Source organism: uncultured Winogradskyella sp. (genome assembly GCF_947496485.1).
GTDB lineage: Bacteria > Bacteroidota > Bacteroidia > Flavobacteriales > Flavobacteriaceae > Winogradskyella.
On record NZ_CANMCZ010000007.1, the window covers coordinates 123,354 to 139,153 of the forward strand.

The 15,800-nt window shown below is 32.1% G+C and carries 9 protein-coding genes; 3 read left to right on the forward strand and 6 right to left on the reverse strand.

Features of this window, described 5'->3' with window-relative positions:
• Positions 1–79: 79 nt before the first annotated feature.
• From Q0822_RS16885 to Q0822_RS16895, 3 genes are all read right to left on the reverse strand, one after another.
• Complete coding sequence (locus Q0822_RS16885; RefSeq protein ID WP_299126079.1) at positions 80–1,180, reverse strand: glycosyltransferase family 2 protein; 1,101 nt, start codon at positions 1,178–1,180, stop codon at positions 80–82.
• Positions 1,181–1,184: 4 nt separating this feature from the next.
• Positions 1,185–1,802: a recombination mediator RecR gene (recR, locus tag Q0822_RS16890; RefSeq protein ID WP_299125954.1), complete on the reverse strand. Its 618-nt coding sequence runs from the start codon at positions 1,800–1,802 to the stop codon at positions 1,185–1,187.
• A gap of 84 nt (positions 1,803–1,886) precedes the next feature.
• A complete protein-coding gene (locus Q0822_RS16895; RefSeq protein WP_299125957.1) occupies positions 1,887–4,421 on the reverse strand; it encodes a T9SS type A sorting domain-containing protein in 2,535 nt (844 codons plus the stop codon).
• Positions 4,422–4,499: 78 nt separating this feature from the next.
• On the opposite strand from Q0822_RS16895, the gene Q0822_RS16900 reads away from it, so the two are divergent.
• Both Q0822_RS16900 and Q0822_RS16905 read left to right on the forward strand, forming a co-directional pair.
• On the forward strand, positions 4,500–5,966 hold the full coding sequence (locus Q0822_RS16900) for a sodium:solute symporter (RefSeq protein ID WP_299125960.1): 1,467 nt from the start codon (positions 4,500–4,502) through the stop codon (positions 5,964–5,966).
• A gap of 145 nt (positions 5,967–6,111) precedes the next feature.
• Entirely contained in the window at positions 6,112–9,363 is a 3,252-nt protein-coding gene (locus Q0822_RS16905; RefSeq protein WP_299125963.1) for a VCBS repeat-containing protein, read from the forward strand.
• Between the two features lie 20 nt (positions 9,364–9,383).
• Here the strand turns inward: Q0822_RS16905 and Q0822_RS16910 are convergent, their stop codons facing one another.
• Positions 9,384–9,746: a CoA-binding protein gene (locus Q0822_RS16910; protein ID WP_299125966.1), complete on the reverse strand. Its 363-nt coding sequence runs from the start codon at positions 9,744–9,746 to the stop codon at positions 9,384–9,386.
• Between the two features lie 100 nt (positions 9,747–9,846).
• On the opposite strand from Q0822_RS16910, the gene Q0822_RS16915 reads away from it, so the two are divergent.
• On the forward strand, positions 9,847–12,291 hold the full coding sequence (locus Q0822_RS16915; protein ID WP_299125969.1) for a TonB-dependent receptor: 2,445 nt from the start codon (positions 9,847–9,849) through the stop codon (positions 12,289–12,291).
• Between the two features lie 343 nt (positions 12,292–12,634).
• Here the strand turns inward: Q0822_RS16915 and Q0822_RS16920 are convergent, their stop codons facing one another.
• Positions 12,635–13,741, reverse strand: coding sequence for a heparin lyase I family protein (locus Q0822_RS16920; protein WP_299125972.1), 1,107 nt, complete (start codon positions 13,739–13,741; stop codon positions 12,635–12,637).
• Positions 13,742–13,787: 46 nt separating this feature from the next.
• A complete protein-coding gene (locus tag Q0822_RS16925) occupies positions 13,788–15,788 on the reverse strand; it encodes an NAD-dependent epimerase/dehydratase family protein (RefSeq protein WP_299125974.1) in 2,001 nt (666 codons plus the stop codon).
• Positions 15,789–15,800: the final 12 nt, after the last annotated feature.

Consider the following 15,800-nt stretch of genomic DNA (forward strand, 5'->3'; position numbering starts at 1 on the left):
AAGGTCTTTATTCTATAATCGATTGCAAAATTAATAAAAAAAGCGATATTTTATTGATTTTAATTCAATTATAACGATTTTAAAAGCGTATTATTTCGCCTCTTGTTATAGCACTATCACTTCCGAGGATAAATTTACTGTTTTTCGGCAATAATCTAAAGACTATATTTTCTTGTTTAGATTTTTTCTTCATATCATCAATAACAGCTTGTGTTTCCATTATGCCTAAATCGTAGATAACCAAAGTGTTATTTGGTATACTGTCTTTGATTTCAGTTCTAATAGCTATAGGTTGTTGCAGTTGTTGTTTTAAGGATTCCGGCAAGTCATTGGTGTAAATCACTATATTTTGCGATGTTGCTTTTTTTGAATTTGGACTCTTTCTAATACTATATGCAACCTTAATAGCTAACCAAACCAGTGCATTGAATAAAATATTTCGCTTAAAATGTTTTTTATAAAATATCTGCATTGCTCCATAGAAACGTTTGGCATATTTAGAGTCTTTTAAAGTGCTTTCCCCTTTATAATGAATAACTGTAGTTTCTCCAAAATAATAGTTATCGTAGCCAGCTTTTAAAACTTTATAGGACAGATCGATATCTTCACCATACATAAAATAATCCTCGTCAAAGCCACCAACAGTATTGTAAACCTCTTTTTTTACAAACATAAAAGCACCAACCAATACTTCGACCTCACCAACGGCATCAACTGCTAATTGATTAGCATAATAAGCCTTATCGCTACCCAATAGTTTCTTTAATGCTACTTTTGGCTTTGGAATATTACGCTTACTCTCTGGAAGAAATTTACCCTTTCCATCAATGAGCTGACAACCAACAATTCCGAGGTTATTTTTAGTATCCACAAAACTGATTAGTTTAGTAAACGTGTCTTCTGCAACAACCGTATCTGGATTAAGAATACACAAATACTCACCTTTTGCTTTTGAAACACCAATATTATTTCCTTTTGAAAATCCTGAATTTTCTTTGTTTTCTATCAAATTTACAGCTGGAAATAATTGCTTTATCATAGCGCAACTATCGTCCGGCGAATTGTTGTCTACAACTATAATTTCTGCATCAATATTTTGAATGGCAACCTCGACACTTTTTAGACATAATTCTAAAAAATAACGAACATTATAGTTTAATATGATTACTGATAACTTCAGACTATTAAGATTTTAAAGAGGCTTCAAAAGGAACACGGTCTATAATACTTCTCCCTAAAGTAATTTCGTCTGTATATTCTAATTCATTACCTGCTGCAACACCTCTAGCAATGGTCGAAGTAGCTACATCGTAATCTTGAATCTGTCTAAAAATATAGAAGTTAGTCGTGTCACCTTCCATCGTTGGACTCATCGCAAAAATTAATTCTTTTACTTTGCCCGTTTTTACTTTTTCCACTAAAGAATTAATGTTTAAATCCTGTGGTCCTATGCCATCCATTGGTGAAATTTTTCCACCCAAAACGTGATATAATCCTTTAAAAGAGCTTGTGTTTTCTACAGCCATCACGTCTCTAATATCCTCAACAACACAAATAAGTTCGTCATTACGATTAGGATTACTACAAATTTCACAAAGTGGTTTATCACTAATATTATGGCAAGATTTACAGAAATTAATGTCTGCCCTCACCTTTGATAATGCATCAGCTAATTGAAAGGTTTGATTTTCTGGTTGCCTCAATAAATGTAGCACCAAACGTAAAGCTGTACGCTTGCCTATGCCAGGTAATTGCGACATTTCGTTAACCGCATTTTCTAAGAGTTTAGATGAAAATTCCATAATTGCGAAGGTACTGAATTTTAGAAATAAAAAAGTCCGGTTATAATTGAGTTATAGTCGGACTTTTAAACAAAATTTATGTTGCTATTTTAAAATCAACTTTTTAGTGATTTCCCCTTTAGAACTATTCAGCTTCACATAATATACTCCAGAATTAAAGGACGTCATATCAATTTTAAAGCCATTTAATAAGCTTATCTTTTTATGATAAGACATCAATTTTCCTAGAGTATTGTACACTCTGATACTAACATCTTCTGGATTACTCCATTTTATATTAATCTCGTTATTCGCAGGATTTGGAAATAAAGAAACTTCATTTAATTCAAAATCATTTGTGCTTAAAGTTGAGTCATAAGTATCAGAAGCCCATAAGCCTCTTCCATGTGTACCTGCATATATTTTGTTAGTTGCATAATTAATTTCCAGTTCATAAATAATAACATTTGGTAGGTTATTATTAAAAGGTATCCACGAATCAACTATAGTATCGTCAGTATAGTATACCCCGTAATTCATTCCTAAGTAAAGTCCATTATCTGGATTATCATCCCAAACGAGTGATAGTGGAGTAAAGCCAAATGGTAAATCAAAACCATAAGGAATCCAAGTTACACCAGAATCAGTAGTGACGTAAACTTTGTTCCCAAAACTAGAAGTTACTGCGACTCTATCTGGGTCTGTTGGATGCACCGCAATAGATACAATGCTTCCTCCAGGATAATTTGTTGCTTCACTCCATGTTGTACCACCATCTGTAGTTCTCCAAAAACGATCACTTAGTGATACATATATATAATCATTATTAGAAGGTGCAATTTTTAACGCGGAAATGTTAGATGAAAAAAGATCGTCCGATAACGAAGTCCAACTAGCTCCACCATCTATTGACTTGTAGACTTCATCAAAAGCTATATAAACTGTATTAGAATCTATTGGATCTTGTTCAAACGGTGTTGAAAAAAAATTCCAATTATTCTGTCCGCCTTTATCTTCTGGCGCAGTAACACCGATTATACTTTGGCCAGCGTCATCACTCTTAATAAAATTACCAAATTGAGTTGAGCCATATATTATATCAGCATCGTCCTTATCTACTAAAGATTCTCCTCCATCAGCTCCAAACCATTCATACCATATTCCATCTGTTCTTAAAACAGAACTACCATTATCTTGTGAGCCACCAACAACAACGACAGGATTCGTTTGACTTACACCAATTCTGTAGAATTGTCTATTGCTTATACCATCCGTTAAATCCGAATAATAATTACTATTAATGGTAGTTGGATTAGCAGCTTTATATACTCCACCATCACTACCAACATATAACTCGCCATTTACGTATCTTAAAATATCCACATCTGCATGACAATAACCAATATTTTGATTAGTAGCATTTCCAGGAATCCATTGCGATGTTATTGTAAATGTAGCACCTCCATTATTAGAGTACCATGTATTAATTCCTGCAATAAAAACGTCATTGGCATTAGAAGAACTCACAACAACATCCATATCTCTAGGTGCTTGTCCTAAATCGTCACTTCCATCAGATGCATATCCAAAATAATTTTTAGTCTCTGTGTTTACTGCTGAAAAAGATAAACCACTATTTGTTGATCTATAAATTTGATTAAAAATACCACCCGAAGCTTCTAAAACATAGACATAAGATTGATTACTAGAATTTGTAGAACCTTCTGCCACTCCTATCATTTTTGGTCCAGAATCAAAAGGAGCTCCTACTTCAGCGAATGAATTTCCACCATCAGTAGATCTAAAAACCGAAGTACCAGAAGCATAGACAACACTTGGGTCACCTGGTTTAAATTCTACATCATATCCATTCGTAGCATTTGGATGAATAATGGACCAAGTAAAACCACTATTAGTGGATTTATATATTCCACCACCTTGTGCACTGCAATATAATTTAGAAGTACTAGTTGGGTCTACTATTATTTTGTTTACTACACCATTTCCTATATCGCCTAAAACATTCCATGTTGCTCCAGAGTTTAATGACCTAAAAATAACACCGAAGTTAGTTCCCCAATAATAAATTGAGGGCTGAGTTGGGTGAATTGTTAAAGATCCAACAACTAAGTTAGATAGATTATCTGTTAGTACTGTCCAATTAGATCCTCCATCGGTAGTTCTCCATACACCACCAGTAGGGCTACCAACTATCATATGATTAGGATCGGATGGTTGCACATCCAAAGCGGAAATTCTACCAACTCCGGGATTATAACCATTTGGTGCAGCTGTCCAAGATGTTGGTCCTAAATCTTCCCATGTGCCTACAGTAGTCCTAGCAAAAGAATTTGAGTTTTCATTTTGGTATGTATTATACTCTTCTAAAACATTTAGATAATAATCAGGAGATTTTAACATACCGTTTTCATCCATCATAAGTAACGCTGTTGCTTCCCAACGTTTATAAGGTTTATAACCTTTTCCTCTTTCTCTACCAACTTCATTAAAATAAGCTTCTGCTTCTGCTTGAATTTCTTGTACTGAATATGTACCCTTTGCAATCATTTGCATGTATTCTTGAGACCAAGAATTCGTCAAAAAAGCAAATATCACTAACAATAGATAGATCTTTTTCATAATTCTTTAATTTTAAATAGCTATTTTTCTCAAAAGTACTACTTTTCGTAAAATTTATTTTAAGAAAGCTTCTTATTTATGACACCAACATCTATACTGATTTTAATATCTAGCTATTTTGGCTTATTGGTTTTAATCTCCTATTTTACTGGGAAGGACGATAGTAATGACGTATTCTTTAAGGCGAAAAGACAGTCACCCTGGTATATCGTAGCATTTGGTATGATTGGCGCATCACTTTCGGGTGTTACCTTTATATCTGTTCCGGGAATGATTGGAGGCGAACAATTTGCTTACATGCAAGGTGTTTTAGGATTCTTTGTTGGCTATCTATTTATCTTATCTGTTTTAATTCCAATATATTATAAATTAAATGTTACTTCTATATATCAGTACCTAGAACAACGTTTTGGGTATGTCAGTTACAAAACAGGAGCCTTTTTCTTTTTGTTATCTAGAGTCACTGGAGCCTCTTTTAGACTATTTTTAGTAGCTCTTGCAATGCAGTATATTGTTTTTGATCAAATCGGAGTTCCGTTTTGGTTAACCGTTGTCATTTCTATTTTACTAATATGGTTATATACAAATCGAGGTGGAATTAAGACTATTGTATGGACAGATACTTTGCAGACATTAGCTATGCTAACGTCTGTTGGTGTTGCCATTTACTTAATAAATGTAAAATTAGAATGGTCTTATTTTGAGTTTTTAAGCTCTTCAGAATTTAAAGCTAAAGGACAAATTTTCTTTTTTGATGACCCGAATGCTAAGACTTATTTCTGGAAATATTTTATAGGCGGTATTTTCATAGCTATTGCTATGACTGGTTTAGATCAGGATATGATGCAAAAAAATCTAACTTGCAAAAATCAAAAAGAAGCAAAGAAAAATATCTTTAGCATGGCAACATTACTCATTTTTGTCAACTTTGTGTTTCTATCATTAGGTGCTTTATTATTTATCTACGCAGAAAAATTTAACGTTAATATTCCTGTTTTAGATGGAAAAACAAGAACAGATTTATTATTTCCTGAAATAGCTATGAATCAAAGACTAGGCTCTGCATTAGCTATTACTTTTATTATTGGATTAATTGCAGCTGCTTATTCTAGTGCAGATAGTGCTCTTACGTCTTTAACAACATCATTTAGTGTAGATTTCTTAAATATTGAAAACCGTCCAGAAGAGCAACAAAAGTCATTGCGAAAAAAGGTACATATAGCTGTTTCTGTTTTATTGATACTAGTTGTTATTCTCTTCAATATGCTTGAAGGTAACGTTGTCAGCAATCTCTTTAAATTTGCAACCTTCACCTATGGTCCATTACTTGGATTATTCGCATTTGGAATTTTAACTAAGTACCAAATAAAAGATAAATATGCGTGGATTGTGGCTTTACTTTCAATCGTCGTAAGTTTTCTAATTACTTCTTTACCAGAATCGATAATTGGAGCCTATATATTCCATTGGGAAATTCTTCCTCTTAATGGTTTACTAACCTTTTTGGGCTTACTATTAATTAGAAAAAAGCATCCATCTAATTGATATTAAATAGTTTATAAACTCACCTTGACACTAAATTAATTTAGGTTTCAATTTCTCTTTGTTCCAAAAATTATTAATAAACTACATACGTTAAAGGTTTGTTAAAAAATCGTTATTTTTGTTTGGTTGACTAACCATCGCACAAATGAAAAACATATCCCTTACTCTGGTTGCAATATTTCTATTGCTAGCCTGTTCTGACGATGCAGAAAATGTAACCGACACTCCTAATTATGTTCTAAATAAATTATCAGAAGAAGTTACAGGTGTTGATTTTTCAAATATAGTTTCTGAAGATGCTGAGCATAGCATTATCAATTACATTTACTATTACAATGGTGGTGGAGTTGCCTCAGGGGATGTTAATAATGACGGTCTCACAGATTTGTATTTCGTATCTAACATGGGAGACAACAAATTATATCTAAATAAAGGCAATTTAAAATTTGAAGATATTTCTAAGACAGCTAATATCTCTGGTAACTCAAGCTGGAACACAGGAGTTACAATGGTAGATATTAATAATGATGGGTTATTAGACATCTATGTGTGTGCAGTTTCTGGTCTTTTAGATTTTGAAGGTCACAATGAACTTTTTATCAATAATGGAGATGGAACATTTACAGAAAAGTCAAAAGACTATGGTCTAGATTTTAAAGGATATTCTACTCAAGCCTATTTTTTCGATTACGATAAAGATGACGATTTAGATGTATATATCGTAAATCATGCAGTACATACCACACTATCACATGGAAAAGCCGAATTACGACATAAAAGAGCTCCATTAGTTGGTGATGTTTTACTAAATAATAACAATGGGAAGTTTACTGATGTCAGTGAAAAGGCGAATATTTTTGGTGGTGTTAATGGTTATGGATTAAGTGCTTCCATTGCAGATTATAATAATGATGGTTGGGATGATATCTATGTTTGCAACGATTTTCACGAGGACGATTATTACTATCTCAATAACCAAGACGGCACATTTACCGAAAGTCTTGCAGATGCTTTTACAACCATAAGCAGATTTTCGATGGGAAGTGATGCTGCAGATATTAATGGTGATGGCTATCAGGATATTATGACTTTAGATATGTTACCAAAAAGTGAGCGTATTTTAAAGGAGACCGAAGGAGATGATGCTATGTTTAATATGCAAGTTCAACTAAAGGAACTAGGTTATAAAGATCAATATTCTCGAAACATGCTTCAAATCAATAATTCTGGAAACTACTTTCAAGAAACAGCACTATTAAACAAAGTTGCAGATACAGATTGGAGCTGGGCACCATTGTTCGCAGATTTTAATAACGATGGTCATCAAGATTTATTTATCTCAAACGGAATTTTAAGACGACCAAATGGATTAGACTTCAAAAAATATGTCTCGAGTGCATTTAAAGGACGCTCAGAAAAAGATGGATTAGAATGGTTATTTAATTCTATTGGAGAAATGACTAGTGGTAAAGTAACCAATGAAATTTTTGAAGGCAATTCTAAATTGTTTAAAAATAAAACTGGAGATTGGATAGAGAATGTTCCAAATCTCTCTAATGGAGCTATTTATGTCGATCTCGACTTAGATGGTGATTTAGATTTAGTAACCAATAATTTTGGTGAAACGGCCGGTATTTATAAAAACACTACTGATAGCACAAAAAATTATGTTGCTTTAGATTTTAAATATAAAGGAGGAAATAAAGAAGGAATTGGCATTAAAGCTATTGTTTACAATAACGGAAAACCTCAATTAAAGCAATTATTTAAGTCTAGAGGATTTATTTCGTCTATAGAAAGCAAACTATATTTTGGAATTGATGATGCAACATCAATTGATTCCATTCAGATTATTTGGCCAAATAATGAATTTCAAACTCTCAAAAACCCTAAGGTAAATGATGTTTTAAATGTTAGTTATTCAGAAGGAAATGAGACTTACAGTTACGAAGACTCTAGTCGTACTAATTCAACTTTCACTAAAGAAAATCTATTTGAGTTCAATCATGGAGAAGATAATTATAATGATTTTAAAGAAGAGAAATTAATCCCATATAAAATTTCAACTTTAGGACCAGCTGTAGCAAAAGCAGATATAGATGGTAATGGTTTCGAAGATGTTTTCATTGGAAATGCTTCAGGAAAGAAAGCACATATATTTATGAATAGTGGAACTAGTTTTTCAAAAATGAAAATTCCAGAAATTGAAAACGATGCTATTTTTGAAGATAATGATGCCGCATTTTTTGACGCAGATAATGATGGTGATTTAGACTTATATGTTGCTTCTGGTATTAATGAAGGTAAAATCGAAAAATTCCAACAAGATCGTTTATATATTAACGAAAATGGAAAATTTAATCGATCTAAAAAACAGATTCCCTTAAACTATTTAGTTACCACAGCAGTTGATGCTTACGACTATGATAATGACGGAGATATTGATTTGTTTATTGGAAATGTAGCAGATGCAAAAGATTCTGGAAAACCTGTGAACTCTTATATTTTAGAAAATGATGGGAAAGGTACTTTTTCAAAGGCTCAAAATTTTGAGTTAACTTCTAAAGTGACATCTGCTAAATGGGAAGATATAAATGGTGACGACATAAAGGATCTATTAGTTGCAACAGAATGGGATGCTCCAAAAATTTATATAAACAAAAAAGGTATCTTAGAATTAATGGATTTGCCAGGAGATATGAATGGACTCTGGCAAACTATTTCAACATTTGATATTGATAAGGATGGCGATAAAGATATTTTACTAGGAAATTGGGGATTAAATACTAAGTTCAACCTCAACTTTGATGGTCCTTTAGTAAAGTATTATTCAGATTTTGATAAGAACGGTAAAAATGAAACACTTATAGCTTATAATAAAGAAGGAAAATATTATCCGTTAAACTCTAAAGACGAGATGGCAGGACAGATGAATGTGATTAATAAAATCTATGTCGATCATAAAAGTTATGCTGGTAAAACCATTGAAGAAATTATAAGAAAAGGGTCCATTAATCTAGCTGAGAAATTTAAAGTTCACACCTTAGCTTCAGGTTATATAAAAAACGATAATGGTAATTTTACTGAATTTATAGCACTTCCTGAAGCGTTTCAAATGGCACCAATTAATACATTTTCTCAAATAGAAATTAATGGCGATTCGTCACTACTTGTGGGCGGGAATTCATATAAAGTTAATACATATCATGGGTCTTACACATCTTTAAAAGGACTTATGGTTAAAGACGAATCTGATTATCAACCTGTTTCAGATTTTGGAATTGAGCCATTTAATACACAAATAAAACAAATTGAAACCATTAAAATGAAGGATAAAAACCTTGTTCTTATCCTAAGTAATGATAACGAATTAAAACTTTATTCTTACAAAGAATAATTTCTAAATTTTTTACATCTTCAATATTGTCCTGTTGCCAGAAGAACTAAAGTACAAGCCACTTCATATTCAATATTCTTTTCATTTAGTAGCTTATAAAAATCTGGGTTTTCAGTGCCTGGATTAAAGATAACCCGATGTGGATTTAAGCCAATAATGTAATTGTAATAAGCTTCTTGTCGCTTAGGGTTAAGATATAAAGTTACTGTATGGATCGTTTCATATTGTAATAACTCCTTATCAATACTGACGTCAGCAACTTCACCTTCTATAACACCAAAAGCTTTGACCTCGTGGTTATAATTTCTTAATTTATTTATAGCAATATTAGAATAACGCTCTGTTTTAAGTGATGCGCCTAGCACCAATGTTTTTTTACTCATATGTTAAAAAGATGTTAAGTAATGTTAAATAAGGTAACATAGTGTAAAAGTAGTCGTCTATCCATTAACGAACTATCAATCAATCAAAAAAAATCAATCAATGAAACATTTATTTGTAATGTTTGCTATGCTATTTTCTGCATTAGCATTCTCCCAACCCAATTCCAACTCAGACATTAAAAGCGGCTCTATTTCAGGACGTGTTATCGATGCCGATCTCAATCAGCCATTACCTTATGTAAATATTGTAATAAAAGATGTAGCCAATAAAATTATCACTGGTGGTATTACCAATGATGATGGTACTTTTAAAATTGACAAAATTCCAGAGGGAGATGTTGTTGTCTCTATTCAATTTGTAGGTTATAAAACAATTGACCAGCCTGTTAAATTAGGTAAAGGAAACTACAAAGTAGATTTAGGAGATATTAAATTAGAAGAAGAAGCGACAGGTTTAGATGAAGTAACAGTTGTGGCAGATGTATCAACAATTCAACAAAAAGTAGATCGAAAAGTTATAACCATTGGTAAGGATTTACAAACCGCTGGTGCAACAGCAAGTGAGATTATGAATAATCTGCCTTCGGTAAGCGTAGATCAACAAACAGGTTCCATTAGTTTACGTGGCAATCAAAACGTACGTGTTATGGTAGATGGAAAATTATCCAATATTCCTGCAGAACAATTACTAAAACAGATTCCTTCCACCTCCATAAAGAGCATTGAGTTAATTACCAATCCCTCAGCAAAGTACAATCCTGAAGGTATGAGTGGTATTATAAACATTGTGCTTCACAAAAACACTCAAATTGGTTTTAATGGAAATATAAATGTTGGTTTAAATTATGACATTGAGCCTAAGTTTAATGGTTCAATAGATGCAAATTATCGTAATGGAAAATTCAACTTTTACGGCTCTTATAATAATAGTGTAGCAAAAAATTTCAATTACGGACGAATCAATAGAGTCGAACAGCAAATCAATCAAAATTTCGATATATTAAATAATAATAAATCGAATTTATTTAAGGTTGGTGTCGATTTTTATTTAAATGATAAGAATACCATATCAATATTCACAAATCAAAACATCTTTGATGGCTGGACTGATGTAAACACTCGCATAGACTATTTACTGGATCCTTCTTTAGACCAATCTCAGGCAATTAGAGGTGTAAATGAAAACGACTCTCAGCAGTATAATTTTAATTATAAGCACGATTTTGATGAAGAAGGTCATAACATTGAACTTGAAGTAGATCATAATATATTCGAAGGTTTTGGAGGTACAAACAATACATTTTTTAGTGCTCAACGCCCTAACTTTATTGAAGATACAAATACGGACAGAAACCGTACTACTATAAATCTAGATTATGTTAAACCATTATCTGAATCCGTAAAATTAGAATTAGGTTTACAAGCACGTTTGTTTGACAACAGTATTTTTTACGAATCTGATGGACGAGAACAAAATATGGTTGGAGATTATATCCCAACAACAACACGTTTCGACTATACCAGAGACATCTACTCGGCTTATGCTACTTATGGCAAAAAACTAGAGAAGTGGAGTTACCAAGTTGGATTAAGAGCAGAAACTGTAAATGTAGATTCAGAAGCATTTAGAAGAGATTTGGCAGCAAATGAAGAATTAACGATTCCTTTTGAAAACGATTATTTTGAAGTATATCCTTCTGCATTTTTCACTTACACACCAACGGAAAAGAACTCATATCAATTCAGCTATAGCAGAAGAATTGATCGCCCAGGAATCGGACAAGTGAATCCATTACCAGAATTCAATACAGCTTTGATTTCGCAATTCGGAAATCAAGAATTATTGCCACAGTTCACAAATTCTTTTGAAACTAACTACACCAGAAAGCTTGAAAAAGGAAGTATAACAGCCGGTATATTTTACAGAATTATCGAAGATGAAATACAACAAGCCATCTTAATTGATCGTACCAACATCGACCGCTTAATTCTTACGAATTTAAATTTCGATAATACTACTGCTTATGGTGTAGAATTATCTTCAAATTATCGTCCTACGAAATGGTGGAGTATCAATGCAAGTTTCGATTTATTTTCACAAACGCAAAAGAGTATAGCAGAATCGTTTGATGATAATCAAAATATTCTTTTAAATACTGTAGAAGTAGATAACGTTGCTTGGAACCTTAGAGCATTCAACAACTTTAAGGCTTCTAAAAGTCTAAGTTTTTCGGTCTTTGGAATGTATAGAGGAAAGAACAAAAACATTCAGTTTGAAATGGAAGATATGCTTATGGTTAACTTAGGTATGCGCTATAACTTTATGGAAGGACGCGCCAACTTTAGCTTAAGCTATAATGACATTTTCGATACTATGTTTGCACAGTTTAATGGTCAAAGACCATTTTTACAACGTGGACAATTTAATTGGGAAAGTCAACAAATCTCAGGTCGTTTGTCTTATCGCTTTGGTGGTGGAAAATATAGAGCTAAATCTCGTAAGCGAAGAGATAATGACGAGAAAGAAGGAGGAGGTATATTTTAACAATACTAAAGTGTCACATTCAACCTTTAGAAGTGTCTTTAAAATAATAAAATAGAATATTTAATAGTTGACAAAAATAGTTGATGGTTAGTGTTATTGTATAACTATTAAATAAAGAAAACCCGAAACATCTGTTTCGGGTTTTTGTTAAATACACGTTAAACTCATGTAATCATGAAATAAAAACAGAATTATTACGTCTATAGTAATGAGATAAGTTTTAAGTAATAGTAATTATAAATGAAAATTTATAATAGTGTTAGTTAAGTTGGTTAATAGTTAAAAAGCCCAGACGAGATAATTGTTTGGGCTTTTTTATTTTGAGGTATTTATATAATCATTACTAAATTTCAGTTATACTAAAATCGGCAAATAAAACCTCTTCATCTCTTAAATCTTGTTCATTAATAAGACTTCTATAGATTCCCCATTTTGGTCTTACAAAAGTAGCTCCAGGTCTCCAATTAATAATTGAGGGATTTGAATATTCAAATAGAATTGCGCCATCACTTACTTTTTTTATTTCAATTTCATAGGTTCCTGACGTACCATATTTTATAGTTTCAGTGACTTCTACCCAATTATCAATGAAAGGTCCTAATTCAGTTTCTGATATGGTATCTTGATCATCAGTTTCGGCATAACGTAACTGAAGTTTGTCTGGACTTCCCTTTCTTGTAGTTAACGTATACATAGGCATACTTTCTAATGATCCACCTACTGACTTTAATTGATGTATATGTGTAAAATTTGGTGAGGACTGAAATCCAGATTTTAATTTAAATTTCCATCTGTAAACTACAGTTTCGTTTTCTACTCCCAACAAATTATCTGGAGATTGGTTATACGTTTTTATTTCATTTCGCTGTCTATCAAAATTTATACAACGATCATTGTCTGGTGAAACATGGATGTAAAATTGAAAAACATTTGAATTTAATTCGTTATCAAAAATTTCATCGATATGATCACCGAATTCTGTATGATTACAATCAGGCACTTCTATTGGGTTATGACCTGGAGCTAATACTGAAGTGATTAAATCATATGTACCTCCTGGTCCATCAGCATTTAACTCAACACTTTGCGGACTTGGGTTTTCAACTTCTTTTATAAGTGTAATGATTACTGAATTATTGGATGGGTTTGAATCAATGTATTGATTCTGAAATTCCATTTTAAAACCAATTGTTGCATTTACCTGAGTCGTATCTGCATTAAAAGTTTGTAGTTTTTGTGTCTCACTAACAAGAGCACTGCCATAACTATAACTTAATACACTTTCTAGTTTTTGCGATAAATCAGTATAATTCGTCCAAGTAACTTCACTTGCAGATGAAACTATTGAAATATCAGTCGTTATGGCTTGGGTAGTTTCATCATTATCACTACAACTAATTAAAGTAGAAATCAAAATGATTATTAAAATTAGGAAGAAAGGTTTTTTCATAGTTAAGGTCTTGGACGAGAGAAAAATACGTGAAAAAATTTAGAAATCAATAATCAAATTTAAATAATGAGTGAATTGTATCCTGAAAAGAATATTTTGGTTTCCAACCCATGTCGTTACAAAAAGAGGTAATATCCATTCCGAATTTTAAATCAACATCTTTTGTTTCAATATTAATTTTTGAAGAATTATCCGAATTATAAATTTTACCAATTTTTATTATTTCTTCGGCCATATCCAACAATGTAAATTGATGACCAGACCCAAGGTTATAAATAGGCTTCCAGTTATTTGATGGACTATTTAATAATGAAATAATACCAGAAACAGCATCTCTAACATCTATACGCTCAAACACTTGTGCTCCGCCAACGATACTCAAGTCTTGCCCTTCTTTCACCATTTTTACAAATTTTGACATCAAATCAACATTAATCAAACCTTTGGCTCCACCAGTAGTTCCGGCAAGCCTTAACGATGTCGTATTTAAATGCTTATTTTGATGCGATAGTTCATTAAGTATTAATTCTGTGCTATATTTTGCAGAAGAATATGGTGAATTTGGAGCCACCATAGTGCTTTCATTCCAAAGAGGTAAAATCCCTTGCCCATATACGCTTTGAGATGATATATTAATAATATTACTCAATTGATTTTCTACAGCACGTCTAAAAATTTTGGCAGTGAATGCCAAACTTTCAGCAATTTCTTCATATTTTTTATGTGGACGTGCAAATCCTAAATGCAACAATACATCAACACTTCCCAAAGAGAAGTTTCCTTTTTCTAAGTCATCAATATCATAAATCTTTATACTTTGCGGTAAAATTAGCTGGGCAGCAGGTTTATCTCTAACTAAAGCTGTAATGGCAAAACTTATATTTTGCTTCAAAAGTTCATCTATTAAATTTCTACCCAAAAAACCAGTGGCGCCAGTAAATAATATTTTTTTTGTTTCAGAACTTTGAGAAGGATTGATTTTAGAAAATAAACTTTCAACTTTTGGATTTCTATCCTTATGAATAGATTTATTTAAAACTTGTCTCGTACCAAATACTGAATTATTTATTTGAAGTGAACTTTCACTAAAACCTATATCGAACCAACTTTTAATACAAGCTTCTACCTCATTAAAACCCATTAAAGCTCGTAAACCAGTAATGCCAGTAAATCTAGCATTCATTTCAAAGATCTTTAAACCTTTATCAGTCATTCGACCTTGTATATTCAATGGGCCTCTGAGTCCAAGTGATTTAATGGCTGGAATTATTTTATCAATCTCATTCCATACATCAGCATTTTCATAGGGAATAATTTCTATTGGAACTCCATTTTTTAAACGATTAAAAGATGCCATTTTTCCTATGATATCACCTACTCTATTAGCAACTAATTGAATTGAAATTTCTGAAATTTGCGGATTAATCCTTTTACTTATCTGTTCTTCAAAAAGTTTAATATTAACATCATCTTTATGAGGTTTTGCAATCTCCTGGATAATATGATTCTTAGATATTAAATGAAAATCAGATGCATCAAATATGATATGTACATCAGTCGATGCAGATCCACCAGATGGCTTTGCAATTACAGGATAATTAGCCTTGTTAGAATTTAAGGCTTCTAAAAAATCTTCCTTTGTATAAAAACTTTGAACAAAAATATCAGCAACACTACTAAGGTCTTTGGTCATCATGGCTTTATCTCTTACAAGATTTAAAACCTTTTCTCCTGAGATAATAATCTTAATACCAGACTGATTAAACTTTTCGATGTTTTTAGAAAATAATTGAAGCTCATCATCTAGACCAGGAATAAGAATTTGAATATTATGTTGTAAACATATAGAAATGATGTTTTCTACATAATTAGCAGAAGTAGCATTTGGTATTTCTATTATGTGATCGCATTCATAAAGTCCATATGCAAAAGCACTGTTATCTAGGCCAAAGGTTACTAACGGTAAATCTGATAATCTACAAGAATCTATTATGGATTGCCCTATTCCGCTACCAACGCATGTAATTCCAACTCTTATATTATCCACGTTTTAAGATGT